Origin of the sequence: Mesorhizobium sp. M1004, assembly GCF_040318795.1 — a bacterium.
Classification (GTDB): domain Bacteria; phylum Pseudomonadota; class Alphaproteobacteria; order Rhizobiales; family Rhizobiaceae; genus Mesorhizobium.
Genome location: NZ_JAMYNB010000011.1, coordinates 85460 through 102527 on the forward strand (window position 1 = coordinate 85460; position 17068 = coordinate 102527).

Below are 17068 nucleotides of genomic sequence, written 5' to 3' on the forward strand. Positions count from 1 at the left end.
GCTCAGCCGTATCAGCCGAGTACCGACACAACCGCCTTGGCGAGGTCATCCATGCCGTCCTCGGGCAGGCCGGCAACGTTGATGCGGCTGTCGCCGACCATGTAGACGCCATACTCGGCACGCAGCCGCTCGACTTGCGCCTCGGTCAGGCCAAGCCTGGAAAACATGCCGCGATGGCTGGCGGTGAAGTCGAAGCGGTCGGAGTTGGACTGCCGGCGCAGCGCGTCGGCGAACTGGACCCGCAGCCTCAGCATGCGCAGCCGCATCTCCTCCAGCTCCGCCTCCCAGTCGGCGCGAAGGCCATCATCTTCCAGCACCATGCGCACGGCGGCGGCGCCGTGGTCCGGCGGCATCGAATACATGGCGCGCGCCGCCGCCAGCATCTGGCTCATCGCCACATCGGCTTGCGCGCTATCCTTCGCCAGGATCATCGCCGCGCCAACGCGGTCGCGGTAGACGGCAAAGTTCTTCGAGCAGCTCGAGGCAACGACCATTTCAGGCACCTTGCCCGCGAGAAGGCGCAAGCCGGCGGCATCGGCGTCGAGGCCTTCGCCAAAGCCCTGATAGGCAATGTCGACAAAGGGCAACAGCCCGCGCTCGACGACAAGATCGGCGACGCTGGCCCATTGCGCGATATCGAGATTGGCGCCGGTCGGGTTATGGCAGCAGCCATGCAGCAGCACGATATCGCCGGGCTCGGCTGCGCCAAGCGTTGCCAGCATCTCGTCGAAGCGCACCGCGCCGGAAGCGGCATCGAAATAGGGATAATCGCGCACCTTGAGGCCGGCCCCGCGCATCACCGGCGGGTGGTTCGGCCATGTCGGGTCCGACAGCCAGACGGTTGCGTCGGGGCGGGTCCGCTTCAACAGCTCCGCCACCAGCCGCAGCGCGCCCGAACCGCCCGGCGCCTGTGCGGCGCGGATGCGCGTCATGTCGGCGGCGGGGCCGAAGGCCAGCTTGACCATCGCCGTGTTGAAGCCGGTGTCGCCGGCAAGGCCGAGATAGGTCTTGGTGTCCTGGCCCTGCAGCAACCGCTTCTCGGCCTCGCGCAGGGCGCGCATGACCGGCGTCCTGCCGTCGCGGTCCTTGTAGACGCCGACGCCGAGATCGATCTTGCCGGGGCGCGGATCGGCGCGATAGAGGCCGATCAAGGCGATGATCTTGTCAGCCGGGGCAGGTTGCAGGGTCTCGAACATCAATACGGCTCCAATGGCGGCGGAGTAATACGCAAAGCGGCCGCGTTTCGCCAGTGCTTCCACTTGCGCCAGTCCGCTAGCGTGCTGGACCGTTACGCCAAGCTTTGTCTGTACGGCAGGGGTCGGCGGCTATGGCGACGGGTTCATTCCAATCCGCCGGATAAGCACCCGTCCAATCACGGCGAGACCGATGCCGGTCAGTAGGGAGAAACCGCCGAGCATGCCGGCCAGCCCGGCAAGGAACCAGCGTCCGGCGAAGCTGTCGACCGAGGCATTTTGCGGATTGGTTGGGTCGTAAGCGACAGGGACGCTGTCGCCATCACCCCAGAACGAGCTGTGGACGGCATTGTTGAAGCGGATGACGGTGCCGTCGGCGGTCGAGAACTCGATGCGGGGATTGTATTCGGCGGCGACAATCCTGCCTGTCGCCGAAGCGGTACGAGGGCCGTACATCTCGACGATGGCCAGCACGCCGGAAGCGATCAGTCCGACAATGCCAAACATGATGAACACCCTGCCGACGACCGGCAGCGCCGCAAAACCCGTTACACGACTACCATTGGCCATCTTTTGCTCCCGGCAACGACGGAGAAGGCTAGATCGTCATCATAGAGCAAACATCTGCCGCGCGGGAGATGGGGTGATTGCGAAGCGGACTTCTGATTGCATGATGCCTATTGTGGCGACGCAAAAAAGTTTAGTGGCGATGGATTAAGATCCCCGCCTGTTTCGTAAACAGGGCATGAAACGGTCGATGCCACGCTTCGATATTGTCGGACAGCTGGGTTCGCTCAGGCGCTACGCACGCTCGCTGACGCGCGACCGCACTGACGCCGAGGATCTGGTGCACGATGCGCTGGTGCGCGCCTACGAGCGGCGCGACACATTCCGCTCGGGCGGCAATCTGCGGGCATGGCTGCTGTCGATCGTCCACAACGCTTTCATCGACAAGATGCGCTCGCGCCGGTCGGAAGCGGTGCGCGTCGAGCAGGCCTTTCATCTTACTCCCGCCAGCACGCCGGCGCCGCAGGAACATTCCGTGCGACTGGCGCAGGTGCGCGAGGCCTTTTTCCATCTGCCGGAGGAGCAGCGTTCGGCGCTGCATCTGGTGGCAATCGAGGGCCTTTCCTACCAGCAGGCCGCCGACGCCAGCGGGGTGCCGCTGGGCACGCTGATGTCGCGCATCGGCAGGGCGCGCGCAGCACTGCGCGAGATGGAAAACGCTGCACCTTCGCCGGCCAAAAGCCATCTGAGGATCGTGGGAGACCCGTCATGACCGACCTGTTGCGGGACCCGGTGACCGATACCGATCTCGATTCTTATGTCGACGACCAGCTGGATGTCGCGCGCCGCATCGAGGTCGAGGCGTTCCTGTCGGCTCGTCCGGAGGCTGCGGCGCGGGTGATGTCCGACTTGAGGACGCGCGACGAACTGCGTCTGGCGCTGGCCGCGTGCACAGGCATGGCGCGGCCGGCGCCGACTGAAGTCGCGCGCCGGCTGGGCAGGGGGCTGGCCAGTCGCCGTGTCTTCGCCGTGCTGCAGCGGGCGGCGGCGGTCGCCGTCTTTGTCGCTGCCGGCTGGCTGGCGAACGGCCTCTTCGGACCGCTGCTGGTGACCAAAGTGGTAGCCTCACCGCCGCCGCCCGTCTATGTCGAAGAAGCGATCCGGGCGCACAAGACGACGCTCATGCGCGAGGCGATGCCCTCGCAACTGGAGGCGCCCAACTACAATGGCGACGAAATCCGCGCCGCCACCGCAATCGTCATGCCATCGCTGCCCAAGGACTGGAAGGTCCGCGACGTGCAGATCTATCCGTCGCGCTTCGGGCCGAGCGTCGAGGTGGCGCTGGAGACGAAGGATATGGGGCTGGTCTCGCTGTTTGCGATCCGGCCCGGAACCTTCGACGTGGTCAAGCCTGCCATCGCGCCCTCCGGCGACATCTCCTCTGCCTATTTCCAGATCGGCGAGGTCGCGTACGCGGTCGTCGCGCGCAGCGATGTCCACGACCTCGACCGCGCCGCCGAGACGCTTGCCAAGACACTTTACTGATCCAGACGCTTTACTGAGACCACATAAGGAGAACCCGCATGAATACCCCTGACCTCGGATACCGCATGGGCACTGGCGCGCGCGCCGGCACCGTCTATGACGAGGGCCTGCGCAGCCACATGCTGCGTGTCTATAACTACATGGGCATCGGCCTCGTCGTCACCGGCATCGTCGCCATGGTGGTCGCTTCGACGCCGGCCCTCTACGTGCCGATCTTTTCCAGCCCGCTGAAATGGGTGGTAATGCTGGCGCCACTCGCCTTCGTGCTGCTGTTCTCGTTCAAGATGCAGACGATGTCGGCGGCGAGTGCCCAGGCGATGTTCTGGGCCTTCTGCGCGGTGATGGGCCTGTCGCTGGCTTCGGTGTTCCTGGTCTTTACCGGCACCAGCATCGCGCGCACCTTCTTCATCACCGCCACCATGTTCGGCGCCACCAGCCTCTACGGCTACACGACCAAGCGCGACCTGACCCAGTTCTCGTCCTTCCTGATCATGGGCCTGATCGGCGTGGTGATCGCCAGCGTCGTCAACATCTTCCTTGGCTCGACCGCGCTGCAGTTCGCCATCTCGGTGATCGGCATTGCCGTCTTTATCGGCCTGACCGCCTGGGACACGCAGACGATCAAGGAACAGTATGCGGAGAATTTCGACGCGGAATCGCAGCAGAAGCTCGCCGTCTTCGGCGCGCTGTCGCTGTACCTGAACTTCGTCAACATCTTCCAGCTGTTGCTGAATTTCACCGGCGAGCGCGAATAGTCGAACCGTAGCAGGACAACAATCTCGATCTCGCAGTGGCCGGAGGAGAATCTCCGGCCACTGTCGTTTTGCCGTGGAGACATCGCTCCGCTATCAGCGCGATGTCGCTGCGCCCTTGAGTCCATGCGGGCTTTTGCTAACCTGCCGCTCGCACGCAGCTTTCCGCGAGAACGCATGGAACAAGTGACGCTTCACGGCGACGGCATTTCGGCGACCATTGTCGGGCAGGGGGCCGAGCTCGTCTCCTTGCGCAATGCCGAGGGTCTGGAGTTTTTGTGGCAGGCCGGGCCGGAATGGCGGCGGCATTCGCCGGTGCTGTTTCCGATCGTCGGCCGGCTGAAGGGGGACCAGCTTCGCCATCGGGGCCGGGTCTATCCCCTGACGCAGCACGGATTTGCCCGCGACAAGCCATTTGTGTGGGCTGACGCGAGCCCCCGATCCTGCACGCTGGTGTTGACCGACGATGCCGATACACGCACGCGCTATCCGTTCGCCTTTTGCCTTGCCATCACCTACACGCTCGAGCGTCGCGAACTTGGTGTGAGCTTCGAGATTGCCAACACCGGCGACGAGACGCTGCCAGCCTCCATCGGTGCACATCCGGCTTTCAATTGGCCATTGCAGCCGGGGCTCGCCAAGACAGACTACCACCTGACCTTTGCCCAGAACGAGCCGGCGCCGATCCGCCGGCTGAAGGATGGCCTGGTGGTGGCTGCACCACAGCCGACGCCCATCGAAGGCAAAACGCTGGCGCTTTCCGAACAGCTGTTCGAGGCAGACGCCGTGATCCTCGACCGGCCGGCCAGCACCAGCGTGCGCTATGCCGCCCGTAACGGTGCGGCGATCGAGATGTCGTGGCAGGGTTTTAGGGAATTGGGCATCTGGTCGAAGCCGGGCGGCGCTCCGTTCCTGTGCATCGAACCCTGGCACGGGCTTGCCAGCCCCGTCGATTTCGATGGCGAGTTCGCGGACAAGCCGGGCGTGAGGCTGATCGCGCCCGGTGAAAAGCGTGTGCTGAGCTATCAGTTACGGCTCTACCATGCGCCACTGTGACCGATGAACCAGAGACAGGCGCGATGAAACTTGGCTTCATCGGCACGGGTGCCCTTACAGCGGCCATTGTCAGCGGGCTCAAATCCGTCGCGGATAACTCCGTCTCCGTGCTGCTGTCGCCGCGCAATGAAGAGATCGCCGCAGAGCTGGCAGCCCGTTATCCGGATGTGCGTATCGCTGATGACAATCAGGCGGTTCTCGATCAATGCGACCTAGTCATGCTGGCTGTCCGGCCGCAAATTGCGCATGACGTCCTGCCGGGTTTGCGGTTTCGGCGCGAGCATCACCTCATCAGCTTGATCGCCACGCTGCCGCGCGAGGAGATTGCCCGCTTGACCGCACCCGCGCACCAGGTGACGAAAGCGCTGCCCATGCCGATGATCGCCCACCGGCTGGAGGCAACGATCATCTGCCCGCCGGATGCCCCTGTCGCTGCCTTGTTCGGCAATCTGGGGAAAGTGATCGAGGTCGAGAACCCAGCCGAATTCAACGCGTTGAGCGTGGCCACCGCAACCTATGCCAGCTACTTTAGATATCTCGATACGATTAACAGCTGGCTCAACAGGAATGGCGTGGAGGAAGGGAAGGGGCGCGATTACATCGCCTCGCTTTTCAAAGCCTTGGGATGCGCTCCTGATATGTCGCCGGATGCCGACTTCATGCATCTGGCGCAGGACTATGCGACGCGCGGCGGCATCAACGAACAGGTTCTTCGCGAACTCACGGCGCGAAACGTGTTCGAGGCGCTCACCGAGAGCCTGGACGGCGTACACCGGCGCATCGTCGGCGATACGCCTTGATGGGCGGTACCTTGAAATTCCCTGATGATCAGGAGTATGGCTCCACCGGATGTTCCGGACCGTTCGGGAGGGTCGGAGGATGCCTGGATGCTTGAAATTGGGCTTTGTGACAGCGGTGCTGGCTATGCTGATTGTCTTTCCGGTCGCCGCCGCCGACATCGACCGCGCCAGCCTCTACCGCGCGCAATCGGTGACCAGCGGCACTGGCGAGGAGAACCGGGCGTGGGGCCTGGCGCCGTGCCTTGAAGAGGTGCTGGTCAAGGTTTCCGGCGACCCGCGGCTGATCGGCGACCCGCGTGTTGCGGACATGAGCCGGCACGCAGCCGACTATGTCACTGGTGTCGGCTACCGCGACCTGCTCAACAACCGCCCGCCGCATGACGAGCAGGGCACCCACGACCGGCCGCATTACATCACCGCCGATTTCGACCCGGACAAGATCGATGCCTTGCTGGCGTCGCTCGGGCGCAAACCGTGGACGGTGCCGCGGCCAAAAATCGTCGCACTGCTGGATGTAAGGCCGATGAAAGGCGACGGCTTCACGCTGGTGCGCGATGGCGGCGGCGAGCTTGCGGCGGATATGCGCGTTGCGCTGGCGGACGCGGCGCACCGGACCGGTTTGCCGCTGGAGTTGCCTCGGCCGTCCGACGTCGCGCTCGCCGACGTGGCCAACACGCTGGATGGGGACGCCCTGCTTGCCGGCACTTTGGTATGGCGCCAGGAAGCGCTGGGCTGGGTCGGCGACTGGCGGCTCAGCTTCAAGCATAAGGAGTATCGCTGGCAGGTACGTGGCGTCAGTTTCGACGATGCGTTCCGCAACGCCACACGCGGAACGCTGCAGATCCTGTCGGGCAATGGAGAGCCGGAAGCCGTCACGCCCTGACTTCAAGGGAACCTTCTTGCCGGAGCGCCGTAAACAAAGTGGCGGGCAAGCTTTGAGCAAGGAGGTAGAATTGCAACATCGCCGGATCGACGTTGACGGAAACAGCATCTTCTATCGCGAAGACGGCCCGCCTGATGCTCCCGTCCTCCTGCTGCCGCACGGCTATCCGTGCTCGTCCTATCAATTCCGAAGGTTGATGCCGGCACTTGCCGATCGCTGGCATACATTCGCGCCGGACTTTCCCGGCTTTGGCTACAGCGCCACGCCCGAAATGTCGGTTTTTGGCTATGATTTCGATGCCTATGCCGGGTTTCTGACAGCTTTCGGCGATGCGCTCGGCATGTCGCGCTATGCTCTCTGGCTGCACGATTATGCCTCTCAGATCGGACTGCGCCACGCCATCGCACATCCCGAGCGCATCGCCGCACTCATTATCCAGAACGGTGACATCTACGAGGACGTTCTCGGGCCGAAATACGCCGCCATAAAAGCCTATTGGAATGAGAAGACGCCCGAAAAGCATCGGCCGTTGGAAGAGGCGGTAAGCGAGGAGGGCTTCCGGCACGAGTTTGTCGGAGAGGTGGATGACGCTGTAGCCGAGCGCGTGCCTCCCGATCTTTGGAAACTCCACTGGCCTTTGATGGACACGCCGATCCGCCGGCGGCTCGCGGTCAACCTGATGGAGAAGTTGGAGGCGAACCTCGGCTGGTTCCCCCGCTATCAGAGCTTTCTGCGCGAGCACCAACCTCCGACGCTCATCGTTTGGGGTCCCGAGGATGGTTACATGCCGGCGCAATCCGCGCATGCCTACCAGCGCGATTTGCCGGAAGCAGAACTTCATCTCATCGGCGGCGCCGGCCACTGGTTGCTCGAAACCCATTTCGATGAGGCGCTTCCGCTGGTGCGCGATTTTCTGGCGCGCGTCCACAGTCAGGAAGCGAAAGGGACGGGCAGGGCGGCCGGCCGGGCGTAGACCCCTCCGTTGCGGTCATCGGATCGATCTGCAACCATGGCGTCATGATGGAAAAGTCTGCCGCGCCCTGGCCTCTGCTGCAAATCGCGATCGAGCCGAAGTCGCGGGCGGATCAGGAGAAGCTAGCTACTGCCTTGTCGAAGCTGGCGGACGAGGATCCCTGGTTGCACGTCAAGCAGGATGCGGAATCGGGCCAGACGATCGTCGCCGGCAGGGACGAACTCCACCTCGACATAGTCATCGACCACCTGCGCCGCGAGTCTCGCATTGAGGTGAATGTCGGCGCGCCCAAGGTAGCGTATCGCGAGACGATCACCCGTAAGCACGAGCAGGACTACACGCACAATAAGCAGTCCGGTGGTACGGGTCAGTTCGCCCGCGTCAAGATTGCGTTCGAGCCGAATGGCGGTAGCTGGGACTTCGTCTTCGGGTCCAAGGTCGCCGACGGTGCGCTTCCGAACGAATATGTTGCGGGCGTCGAAAAGGGGCTGCGGAACATTCTGTCTTCAGGCCCGTTTGCTGGCTTCCCGATGCTTGGCGTGAAGGCAACGCTGATCGACGGCGCGTATCACGATACTGATTCCTCGCCCCTGACTTTCGAGATCGCCGGCCGAGCCTGCTTCCGTGAAGCCGCTCCCAAGCTGGGCGTGCAGCTCTTCGAGCCGATCATGCAAGTCGAGGTGAACACGTCGGCGGCCTATGTCGACAAAATCATCGCCGCACTGCACAGCCGCCGGGGCCTGATCCGGAGTCGGGAAATCAGCGGCGTGGTCGTCGTTGTCAAAGCGACAATGCCGCTCGCGAACATGTTCATGCTGGAGGATGCGCTCCGGTCCTGTTCGAACGGACTGGCACGCCTGCGCGCCGACTATTCCGGATACGCTCCCGTACCACTGCCACCCGGCGGCGACCCACCGGCCGCCATGGCCATGGCCAGATGACGTCGCCAAAATTCTCCTCGCGGGCAGGGTTCCTTGTCGGCCTCGGCGTCACGCCGGTCACCTTTTTCCTGGCGCTCTATTCGGCCGGGGCCGGGCATGGCGACTATGTGCTGGCGCGACTTCTCTATCCGGTCCCCATGCTGGCCGCCGGTCACCTTTTTCCTGGCGCTCTATTCGGCCGGGGCCGGGCATGGCGACTATGTGCTGGCGCGACTTCTCTATCCGGTCCCCATGCTGGCAACGCTTTTGACCAACACAACGATCACCAGCCTTTCCATCGGATTGGCTGCGCTGCAGTCTGCTGCCTATGGGGCATTTGTGCGGGCGCCGGCGGCTCCAGATGGCTGGCCCTTGGCGTCTTCCATCTTGTTGCAATCGCAGCAGCCTTCAGCGGCCTCCTGGAAAGCTTTTCGGGATGACGCTCCTGTTCGTTATCCCGGCGCGGGCCGGTCGAGCAGGAAAGTCGAGGCCTTTGCGAAAGGCGCCATCCCAATCGCTAAGGGGAGAGGGGGGAATCGACCTGAAGCAGCCGCTCGTTAATGAGGCGATCATCCCATACCTGCACCTCGATGAACTTGTCATACTTCATCGTTGGATCGCTCTTCCAGCGCTCACCGGGCATCCCAAATTCGGCCACACCAAGAGTAAACACTTGCCCGTGGTATCGCTTTCGTTGGGGGCGAAGATCGTCACGCGTCGCGATCGGAAGACTTGCCATGCTGTCCGGATAGGTGAAAGTGAGCGTCTCCGGTGGGAACTCTCGCAGTCGAATAACGAGTGAGCTTGGCCGTGACGGGTCTTTGCCGTCGGCAAAGTCGCCAAGAAAGAAATAGACCGGACGCTCTAGCTTCGTGGGCCCAAGCAGTCGGCGCCGTTCTCGAATGAGCCATTCCTCCGTTAATCGTCGCCTCTCCAAGTAGTTTGCTTTGATAGCGCGCAGCCCAGACGCTCTGATCTCGTCAAGAACCCGTTCTGCCTGCTCTTCGGACAGCTCGCAAATGTTTCTGCACGGTCCTCGACGGGGATCGTAGTTGTGAGTGATGACCTCCGGGAACGATTCCATTCGGGGAAGCTATACGAACCGCGCGTCAGCAGGCCAGATCGCTGGCAGATGGATGCCTCTGAGGGTACCCCTTGGGACGTTGTCGGCGAATCATGCGTTGTATCGCAACCATGGGATGGTGACCGCCCAGTGAGCCGCCGGCCTGCATCTCAGTCAGCAGGGCGTATATTGGCACGCCGCTAATGGAAGCAGCAGCCACATATGAAGGTCGCATAAGATAGATTATGGAACTTATGCATCAGGCTGCAGCTGGGAAAGGACGCGGACTTTCATAGGGCTTGGCATGAGCCGTTGGCCAACGCTACGCTGTGTCGATGACGACAGGAAAGCGTGACATCGAAGCGGCGATCGAAGTGTTCGTGCACGGCTTCAGCACCGACAAGAGCCGCACCTTTCCATACGAAGCCAGCCGCGTCGGACCCTTGTGGCTGATGCGCGATGCCGAGCGCAAGAATGCACGCGACTACCGTGGCGAAGAATGGATCGTCCATGACGTCGCCGCCGAGGAAGCCGATGCTATCGTGCGGCAGCATGCGCGGCCGGGCTTTGCCGTTTCGGTCGTGATCGCGAATGACGGCCCGGACGAACCAACGCGAACGGCCTACAAGGCGCTCGGCTACCGGCTGCTGCGGACGGAAGGCTTTTTCATCCAGTCGCTGCGCCAAATTCCAGACCCGCCAGCAATCGTGTCTATCGAACGCGTGAGGACGGCTGAACGCGCTGCACAACTGGGAAAGGTCATACGCAGGCGGCCACTTCCAGACGATCAACTCGGCGACGATGCGCCGTTTCGCCAGTATGTGGCGCTCGATGGCGACGCCATCGTCGGGCGTGTGCGCAGCATAGACGCCGTCGGCGCCACATGGTGCTCGGCAATGTTTGTCGAGCGTCGAGGCATCGGCCAGGCGCTGATGGCCAAAATGCTGCATGACGACAAAGCGCATGGGTCGCGGTGCTCGATGCTGTTGGCGACGCGTGCCGGAGCGCTGCTTTATCCCCGCATGGGCTATGAGCGGATTGGAACGCTGCTGATCTTCGCGCCGAAGAACCGAACGTCCTTATAAAGATCTGCTCGTATCATGCTGTCTCATAAAGGAATTTCGATCACCATGCCGTCATAGGCCGGAGTGACGTTGGCCGGCACCTCGGCCTTCACCGTGGCATAGTCGAGCGGCACATGCATATGCGTCAGCACGGCCTGTTTCGGCGCCAGTTTTTCAATCCAGCCAAGCGCCTGACCGAGCGACAGATGACTGGGATGGGTATGGTACTGCAAGGCATCGATGACCAGCATTTCCAGGCCGCGCAGCCGCTCGGCGGTGGCATCCGGGAAGTCGCTTATATCGGGGCAGTAGGCCAGCCCGCCGATGCGGAAGCCGAGCGAAATGATGTCGCCATGGATCTGCGGCAGCGGCTCGAGGGTGAGGGCACCGCCCTCGCCTTCGATCGTCACCGCCCTTGCGTGATCGATGATGTGCGGCCTGACGATCGGCGGATAGGAACTGCCAAACGGCGTCTCGAAGCAATAGCCGAACGCTTCGCGCAGCCTGAGCATGGTCGGCTGGTCGGCATGGACATCGATCAAATGGCGCTGCTCCAGCACGTAGCCGCGCAGATCGTCGATGCCGTGGATGTGGTCGGCGTGCGGATGCGTATAGACCACGGCGTCGATGCGCCGGACCGCCGCCATCAGCATCTGCTCACGGAAATCAGGCCCGGTGTCGATGACGACCGTGGTTCTGGCGCCGTTGGCTGCTATCCGCTCGACGAGCGCGGCTGAGCGTGTACGCCGGTTTTTCGGATTGGCCGGGTCGCAATTGCCCCAATCGCCGGTGATGCGCGGCGTGCCAGGTGACGAGCCGCAGCCGAGGATGGTGAGGCGCAGCCGGTCGCTCATGCGTCAGAGCCCGGCGGGCCGCGGCATCTTGCCGAACAGCCGGAAGAAGTTCGCCGTCGTCAGCGTCGCGATCTCGGCTTCGCCAACGCCGACCGTCTCCGCCAGCACCTTGGCTGTATGCGCGATATAGGCCGGCTCGTTGCGTTTGCCGCGGAACGGCACCGGCGCCAGATACGGTGCGTCGGTCTCGACCAGCAGCCGGTCATGCGGCACATCGGCTGCGATGGCGCGTAAATCGGCGGAGTTCTTGAAGGTCAGTATGCCCGAGAAGGACACATAGCCACCAAGCGCCACGCCGACCTCTGCCAGCCGTCGCCCCGACGAAAAACAATGCAGGATGAAGGGGAAGGCGCCCTTCCCTGTTTCGTCTTCGAGGATGGCAGCCATGTCGTCATCGGCATCGCGCGAATGGATCACCAGCGGCAAGCCGGTCTCGCGCGCGGCCGCTATGTGAGTGCGAAAGCCCTGCGCCTGCGCATCGCGTGGCGCCTTGTCGTAAAAATAGTCGAGCCCGGCCTCGCCGATCGCCACCACCTTCGGGTGCGCGGACAGGCGCACAAGGTCCTCAGCCGTCACATCCAGCTCTTCGCCGGCATTGTGAGGATGAGTGCCGACCGAGCAATAGATTTCGTCGAAACTCTCGGCAATCTCAAGCACTTGCGCAAACCGCTTCACGCGTGTCGAGATGGTCACCATGTGACCTATACCAGCAGCCTTGGCGCGGGCGACGATGGCCGCCCGCTCCTCGGTGAAATCCGGAAAGTCGAGATGGCAATGGCTGTCGACGAGCATCAGGCGCTCGCCTCAGGGTTTTCGACATAACGCGGAAACACGCCCTCCGGCACGGGCAGCGCCGTGCCGGGCACCAGCGCATAGTCGGCATGGACATGCGCGAAGTCACGCTTGTCCGCCGGCACCGCCAGCAGGTCCAGCAGCTTGCCGGCCGACCCCGGAATGTAGGGCTGGCACAGCAATGCCACGCGCCGCACCAGTTCGGCGGTCGTCCACAGCACTGTTTCCATGCGCGCCGGATCGGTCTTCTTCAGCGCCCAGGGCGCCTGCGAGGCGAAGTAGCGATCCGCTTCCGCCACAACGCCGAAGATCGCCGCCAACGCGAGATGGATGCCCTGTTCCGCCATCGCCTGGCGCGCGGTACCCAGCGCTTCCACCGCCTGGTCGAGGATCGCGCTGTCGGCTTCGGTCAGCTCGCCGCGATGCGGCACCACGCCGCCGCAGTTCTTGGCGATCATCGACAGCGAGCGCTGCGCCAGATTGCCGAGACCGTTGGCGAGATCGGCATTTGTGCGGTTGACGATCGCGTCATGGCTGTAGCTGCCGTCCTGGCCGAATGGCACCTCACGCAAGAAGAAATAGCGCACCTGGTCGAGGCCGTAATGCTCGACCATGGTGAAGGGGTCTACGACATTGCCGACCGACTTCGACATTTTCTCGCCGCGGTTGAACAGGAAGCCATGCGCGAAGACGCGCTTCGGCAGTTCGATGCCGGCCGACATCAGGAAAGCCGGCCAGTAGACGGCATGGAAGCGGACGATGTCCTTGCCGATAATGTGCGTGGCCGGCCAGTAGCGCCATTGCTCGGCCTTGGTGTCGGGATAGCCGGCAGCGGTGATGTAGTTGGTCAAGGCATCGACCCAGACATACATCACATGCTTGTCGTCGCCCGGCACCGGCACGCCCCAATTGAAGGTCGTGCGCGAGACCGAGATGTCCTTGAGGCCGGACCTGACGAAGCTCATCACCTCATTTCGGCGCTCGGCCGGACCGACGAAATCGGGCCGGCTTTCGTACAGCGCAAGCAATTTGTCCTGATAGGCGGAAAGCCTGAAGAAGTAGCTTTCCTCCTCATTCCATTCGACCGGCGAGCCAAGCGGCTCGCGGCGCACGCCGTCGTCGCCGAGCGTGGTTTCGCTCTCTTCGAAATAGGCTTCCTGGCGGACCGAATACCAGCCACTGTAGCGGTCGAGATAGATGTCGCCATTGGCCGCCATCGCCTTCCAGATCGCCTGGCACGACTCGTAGTGGCGTGGTTCCGTCGTGCGGATGTAATCATCATTCGAGCCGCCCAGGACCTCTGTCATCGAACGGAAGATCGCCGAGTTGCGGTCGGCAAGCGCGAGTGGCGTTATGCCTTCCTTCTCGGCCGTCTGCTGCATCTTGAGGCCGTGTTCGTCAGTGCCGGTGAGGAAGAGCACGTCCTTGCCGTCCAGGCGCTGGAAGCGGGCCAGCGCGTCGGTCGCAATGACCGTATAGGCGTGGCCGATATGCGGCTTGCCGTTCGGATAGAAAATTGGTGTCGTGATGTAGAATGTGTCGCGTGACATGAATTAACCGTCATGAATGGCCGAATGAATGTGAGCGGTGGATATCGCATCGAGACGGCGATTGCCATCCCGCCCCAATGCCGAAACCGGTCACATTCGCATTGCGGAATTCAGGCGGTCGATCATGGTCAAGGCGTGCTGCTTCTTGTCAAGATTGTAGGTATCGGTCTCAGATATGGCGTTCAGCGCCTCGTGCCAAGTGTCGGACAGCGTTTTCGCCCGCGCGAGATCCCCAGCCAGCGCGGCTTCACTGGCGCCGGTGGAGAGCAGATCGAGCGCGCGGCGGTTGAAGATGTCGAACTGGATCGCCTGGTCGCGGCCGGCGACGGCCTCGGCAAGGCGATAGGCGCCGGCGATGTCGCTCTTGCCCGACGTGACCAGGGCGTCGAGCGTGCCGGCAATCTCCAGCCCGCCATATTGGGTCAGAAGGATCGCATTGCGGGCGCTGCCCCCTGCCCGTTCCGCCAGTGCCGCGCGGGCGGCAGGATCGGAAGGTGGCGGCGGCTCGACGGTTTCCAGAACGCTCATCAGGCTGCCGGCATCGAGCGGCGTCAGCCGCACCATCTGGCAGCGCGAGCGGATGGTCGGCAAAAGGCTGCCCGGCGCATGCACGATGAGGATGAACAGCGTGCGGCTCGGCGGCTCCTCGAGGTTCTTCAGCAAGGCATTGGCGGCGTTGGTGTTCATGTCGTCGGCCGGATCGACGATCACCACCCGGTAGCTGCCGTCATGCGAGGTCAGCGACAGGAAGCGGTTGACCTTGCGGATCTCGTCGACGGTGACGACCGTCTTGAAGCTCTTGGTCTTGTCGTTCAGCGGCCTGGTCAGATGCAGCACGCCGGGATGCGCCCCTGTGGCGATCTGGCGAAACAGCGGTGAGGCCGGATCGGGAACGGCAAACGTGTCCGGCGCCTGGTCGAAGGCCGGATGCTTCAACAGATGGTGCGCCAGGTGAAAGGCAAGCGTCGCCTTGCCGATGCCGACCGGCCCGGCAAAGATCAACGCATGCGGCAGTTTTCCCGAGCGATAGGCGGCAGCGAGCATCGCGGCCGCCTGCTCATGGCCGACCAGGCGCAGCGTCTCGGACGGCTCCGGTACACCGTCCAGTGTGTCGTGCTGCTCGGGAGCGATGCGTTCGAAGATCATGCGGGCGCCGCCTGTCGGTTGCGCGCGGGCGCCCTCGCCTCAAGTGCGGCGAACACCACCGCGGTGATGACATCCTCCACCGCAGCGGGAGGCGCCAACGCGTCGATCACGATGCAGCGGTCCGGCTCGGCGGCTGCGATCGCCAGGAAGGCGTCACGGCGGCGCTGGTGGATGTCCAGCGTCTCCTTTTCGAAGCGGTCCGGACCGTCCTCGGCGCCACGCCGCACGGCGGCGCGCCGCAAGCCCTCGGCGGGGTCAATGTCAAGGATCAGCGTCATGTCCGGCATCATGCCGTTGATGGCGACCTCCTCCAGAGCTTCCATGAAAGCCGGATCGAGGCCGCCGGTGACGCCCTGATAGACGCGCGACGAATCCAGGAAACGGTCGCAAAGCACGATGGAGCCGCGCTCCACCGCCGGCCGAATGACCTGCTCGACATGGTCGGAGCGTGCGGCGGCAAACAGCAGCGCCTCCATCTTCGGCCCGAACGGCTCGGCGGCGCCGGACAGGAGCACGTGCCTGACCGCCTCGGCGCCGGGTGACCCCCCGGGTTCGCGGGTGAGGAGGACATCGTATTTCTTGGCGCGCATCTTCTGGGCCAGCCGTTCGATCTGCGTCGACTTGCCGGCGCCCTCGCCGCCTTCGAAGGTGATGAAAAATCCGCTTGCCAATCGAAAGGCCTTTGTCCTGCTTTGCGCTGGTGTCTTAGTCCGCGCCCGAGAAAAGGTCCACGCCGCAGGAACTCAACGCAGCCAGCCTACGGCCAGTTCCCTGGCGGCATCAAACGCGCGTTGCGGCAACGTGCCGACGCCGACCGATTCGGCGGCGAAAAGCGGCGTTTCCTGGCTCAGCGTGTCGCCGATCCAGACGCGCAGCGCGCCGACGGGTTGCCCCTCCTCCACCGGCGCCGATACCGGCCCCTGATAGACGATCCTGGCGGTCAGCTTGTCGCGGTTGGCGATCGGCAGCAGGACGTCGATCGGCGCCTTTGCCTTCAGCGCTACGCTGGATTTGGCGCCGCCGAACACCTGGGCCTCGCCGACCACTTCGTTGCCAGCGAAAATCTCGGTCTTCTCGAAGGAGCGGACGCCCCATTCGAGCAGCTTGCGCGCTTCCTCGGCGCGCTCGCGATCATTGGCCAATCCGCTCATCCCCGCGAACACCCTGGTTCCGTCATGGCTGACCGAGCCGACAATGCCGAAACCGCCCGCCTCGCTCGACCCGACCGCCAGCCCATCGGCGCCGATGCCCATGGCCAGCAACGGGTTGCGGTTCTTTTGCGAGATCTTGTTCCAGGTGAAATCGGCCCGGCCGTAATAGAGATAGAGATCCGGATATTCGCGCCATATATGCAGGCCAAGCTGCGCCAGTTCGCGCACTGTCGTCTGCTGGCCGTCGGCCGGCAGGCCGGTGGAATTGACGAATGTCGATTTCGCCAGCCCGATCTGGCGGGCGCGATCGTTCATCTGCGCCGCGAAATTCTGTTCGGAGCCGGCCATGCCTTCGGCCAGCACCATGCAGCCGTCATTGGCGGCCTGTATGGTGACCCCCTGGATCAGGTCCTCGACCCGGACCGCCGATTTGAGCTTGGCGAACATGGTCGACGTTCCCGAAGGCGCACCGCCCTTGCGCCAGGCATTCTCCGAGACCACGAAGGTGTCGTCGAGGCTCATGCGCTTCGACTTGATGGCGTTGAAGACCATCTCCATGGTCATCAGCTTGGCCATCGAGGCCGGCGGGATCGGTTGGTCGGCGTCCTTGGAAAACAGCACCGTGCCGGTTTCGGCATCGATCATGAAAGCCTGCGTGGCCTTGGTCTCAAAAAGCTGCGCGTTGGCCGGAACCAGCGCGGCAAGCAAGAAGCCAAGGCCAAAAAGCCCGGCAAAAGGGTGGAAAAGGCGAAATCGCATGAAGAGGCTCGACTGTTAGCCGGCAGAAACTTGCCGCAACGCTATCAGGCTTCTTCCCGG

The 17068-nt window shown here is 63.3% G+C and carries 17 protein-coding genes and 1 pseudogene; 9 read left to right on the top strand and 9 right to left on the bottom strand.

The window, feature by feature from the left end:
• Positions 1 to 11: 11 nt before the first annotated feature.
• Both NKH54_RS22455 and NKH54_RS22460 read right to left on the bottom strand, forming a co-directional pair.
• Positions 12 to 1196 carry an amino acid aminotransferase gene (locus tag NKH54_RS22455; RefSeq protein ID WP_353028892.1) on the bottom strand — a complete coding sequence of 395 codons (1185 nt, stop codon included), beginning with the start codon at positions 1194 to 1196 and terminating at the stop codon, positions 12 to 14.
• A 129-nt stretch (positions 1197 to 1325) separates the two neighbouring features.
• Positions 1326 to 1763 (bottom strand): DUF3592 domain-containing protein, encoded by a 438-nt coding sequence (locus tag NKH54_RS22460; protein ID WP_353028893.1) that lies wholly within the window; start codon positions 1761 to 1763, stop codon positions 1326 to 1328.
• A gap of 175 nt (positions 1764 to 1938) precedes the next feature.
• Here NKH54_RS22460 and NKH54_RS22465 point away from each other — a divergent pair, with 175 nt between their 5' ends.
• The 8 genes and pseudogenes from NKH54_RS22465 to NKH54_RS22500 all read left to right on the top strand — a co-directional run.
• Positions 1939 to 2472 carry a sigma-70 family RNA polymerase sigma factor gene (locus NKH54_RS22465; RefSeq protein ID WP_502907559.1) on the top strand — a complete coding sequence of 178 codons (534 nt, stop codon included), beginning with the start codon at positions 1939 to 1941 and terminating at the stop codon, positions 2470 to 2472.
• The gene (locus NKH54_RS22470; RefSeq protein ID WP_353028895.1) at positions 2469 to 3245 is read left to right on the top strand and encodes an anti-sigma factor family protein; all 777 of its coding nucleotides are present in this window, start codon (positions 2469 to 2471) and stop codon (positions 3243 to 3245) included. Before NKH54_RS22465 ends, NKH54_RS22470 begins: the two co-directional genes overlap by 4 nt.
• A 38-nt stretch (positions 3246 to 3283) precedes the next feature.
• Complete coding sequence (locus NKH54_RS22475) at positions 3284 to 4000, top strand: Bax inhibitor-1/YccA family protein (protein ID WP_352597257.1); 717 nt, start codon at positions 3284 to 3286, stop codon at positions 3998 to 4000.
• Positions 4001 to 4174: 174 nt separating this feature from the next.
• On the top strand, positions 4175 to 5053 hold the full coding sequence (locus NKH54_RS22480) for an aldose 1-epimerase family protein (protein ID WP_353028896.1): 879 nt from the start codon (positions 4175 to 4177) through the stop codon (positions 5051 to 5053).
• Positions 5054 to 5076: 23 nt separating this feature from the next.
• Entirely contained in the window at positions 5077 to 5853 is a 777-nt protein-coding gene (locus NKH54_RS22485) for a pyrroline-5-carboxylate reductase (RefSeq protein WP_353028897.1), read from the top strand.
• Positions 5854 to 5944: 91 nt separating this feature from the next.
• The gene (locus tag NKH54_RS22490) at positions 5945 to 6736 is read left to right on the top strand and encodes a DUF8605 domain-containing protein (RefSeq protein WP_353028898.1); all 792 of its coding nucleotides are present in this window, start codon (positions 5945 to 5947) and stop codon (positions 6734 to 6736) included.
• A gap of 52 nt (positions 6737 to 6788) precedes the next feature.
• Positions 6789 to 7709 (top strand): alpha/beta fold hydrolase, encoded by a 921-nt coding sequence (locus NKH54_RS22495; RefSeq protein ID WP_353029032.1) that lies wholly within the window; start codon positions 6789 to 6791, stop codon positions 7707 to 7709.
• Positions 7710 to 7750: 41 nt separating this feature from the next.
• Positions 7751 to 8650, top strand: a pseudogene (locus NKH54_RS22500) (translation factor GTPase family protein); the annotation flags it as partial.
• 496 nt (positions 8651 to 9146) lie between these two features.
• On the opposite strand, the gene NKH54_RS22505 reads toward NKH54_RS22500, so the two are convergent.
• Positions 9147 to 9713 (bottom strand): hypothetical protein, encoded by a 567-nt coding sequence (locus tag NKH54_RS22505; RefSeq protein ID WP_353028899.1) that lies wholly within the window; start codon positions 9711 to 9713, stop codon positions 9147 to 9149.
• Between the two features lie 314 nt (positions 9714 to 10027).
• Here NKH54_RS22505 and NKH54_RS22510 point away from each other — a divergent pair, with 314 nt between their 5' ends.
• Positions 10028 to 10777 carry a GNAT family N-acetyltransferase gene (locus NKH54_RS22510; RefSeq protein WP_353028900.1) on the top strand — a complete coding sequence of 250 codons (750 nt, stop codon included), beginning with the start codon at positions 10028 to 10030 and terminating at the stop codon, positions 10775 to 10777.
• Positions 10778 to 10800: 23 nt separating this feature from the next.
• Here the strand turns inward: NKH54_RS22510 and NKH54_RS22515 are convergent, their stop codons facing one another.
• The 6 genes from NKH54_RS22515 to NKH54_RS22540 form a co-directional block, all read right to left on the bottom strand.
• A complete protein-coding gene (locus tag NKH54_RS22515; protein WP_023688471.1) occupies positions 10801 to 11610 on the bottom strand; it encodes an MBL fold metallo-hydrolase in 810 nt (269 codons plus the stop codon).
• 3 nt (positions 11611 to 11613) lie between these two features.
• Positions 11614 to 12402: a TatD family hydrolase gene (locus NKH54_RS22520; RefSeq protein WP_023696113.1), complete on the bottom strand. Its 789-nt coding sequence runs from the start codon at positions 12400 to 12402 to the stop codon at positions 11614 to 11616.
• Positions 12402 to 13952, bottom strand: a complete 1551-nt coding sequence (metG, locus tag NKH54_RS22525; protein WP_023696114.1) for a methionine--tRNA ligase — start codon at positions 13950 to 13952, stop codon at positions 12402 to 12404. The genes NKH54_RS22520 and metG overlap by 1 nt, the downstream gene beginning before the upstream one ends.
• Positions 13953 to 14042: 90 nt before the next feature.
• Complete coding sequence (locus tag NKH54_RS22530; protein WP_023668948.1) at positions 14043 to 15098, bottom strand: DNA polymerase III subunit delta'; 1056 nt, start codon at positions 15096 to 15098, stop codon at positions 14043 to 14045.
• The gene (tmk, locus tag NKH54_RS22535) at positions 15095 to 15769 is read right to left on the bottom strand and encodes a dTMP kinase (protein ID WP_353028901.1); all 675 of its coding nucleotides are present in this window, start codon (positions 15767 to 15769) and stop codon (positions 15095 to 15097) included. Before tmk ends, NKH54_RS22530 begins: the two co-directional genes overlap by 4 nt.
• A 72-nt stretch (positions 15770 to 15841) precedes the next feature.
• Positions 15842 to 17008: a D-alanyl-D-alanine carboxypeptidase family protein gene (locus NKH54_RS22540; protein WP_352805026.1), complete on the bottom strand. Its 1167-nt coding sequence runs from the start codon at positions 17006 to 17008 to the stop codon at positions 15842 to 15844.
• Positions 17009 to 17068 lie beyond the last annotated feature (60 nt).

Excerpts from the sequence above, each read along its gene's own strand:
- NKH54_RS22455 (WP_353028892.1), bottom strand. The coding sequence starts at position 1,196 with ATGTTCGAGACCCTGCAACCTGCCCCGGCTGACAAGATCATCGCCTTG.
- NKH54_RS22460 (WP_353028893.1), bottom strand. The coding sequence starts at position 1,763 with ATGGCCAATGGTAGTCGTGTAACGGGTTTTGCGGCGCTGCCGGTCGTC.
- NKH54_RS22465 (WP_502907559.1), top strand. The coding sequence starts at position 1,939 with ATGAAACGGTCGATGCCACGCTTCGATATTGTCGGACAGCTGGGTTCG.
- NKH54_RS22470 (WP_353028895.1), top strand. The coding sequence starts at position 2,469 with ATGACCGACCTGTTGCGGGACCCGGTGACCGATACCGATCTCGATTCT.
- NKH54_RS22475 (WP_352597257.1), top strand. The coding sequence starts at position 3,284 with ATGAATACCCCTGACCTCGGATACCGCATGGGCACTGGCGCGCGCGCC.
- NKH54_RS22480 (WP_353028896.1), top strand. The coding sequence starts at position 4,175 with ATGGAACAAGTGACGCTTCACGGCGACGGCATTTCGGCGACCATTGTC.
- NKH54_RS22485 (WP_353028897.1), top strand. The coding sequence starts at position 5,077 with ATGAAACTTGGCTTCATCGGCACGGGTGCCCTTACAGCGGCCATTGTC.
- NKH54_RS22505 (WP_353028899.1), bottom strand. The coding sequence starts at position 9,713 with ATGGAATCGTTCCCGGAGGTCATCACTCACAACTACGATCCCCGTCGA.
- NKH54_RS22510 (WP_353028900.1), top strand. The coding sequence starts at position 10,028 with ATGACGACAGGAAAGCGTGACATCGAAGCGGCGATCGAAGTGTTCGTG.
- NKH54_RS22515 (WP_023688471.1), bottom strand. The coding sequence starts at position 11,610 with ATGAGCGACCGGCTGCGCCTCACCATCCTCGGCTGCGGCTCGTCACCT.
- NKH54_RS22520 (WP_023696113.1), bottom strand. The coding sequence starts at position 12,402 with ATGCTCGTCGACAGCCATTGCCATCTCGACTTTCCGGATTTCACCGAG.
- metG (WP_023696114.1), bottom strand. The coding sequence starts at position 13,952 with ATGTCACGCGACACATTCTACATCACGACACCAATTTTCTATCCGAAC.
- NKH54_RS22530 (WP_023668948.1), bottom strand. The coding sequence starts at position 15,098 with ATGATCTTCGAACGCATCGCTCCCGAGCAGCACGACACACTGGACGGT.
- NKH54_RS22540 (WP_352805026.1), bottom strand. The coding sequence starts at position 17,008 with ATGCGATTTCGCCTTTTCCACCCTTTTGCCGGGCTTTTTGGCCTTGGC.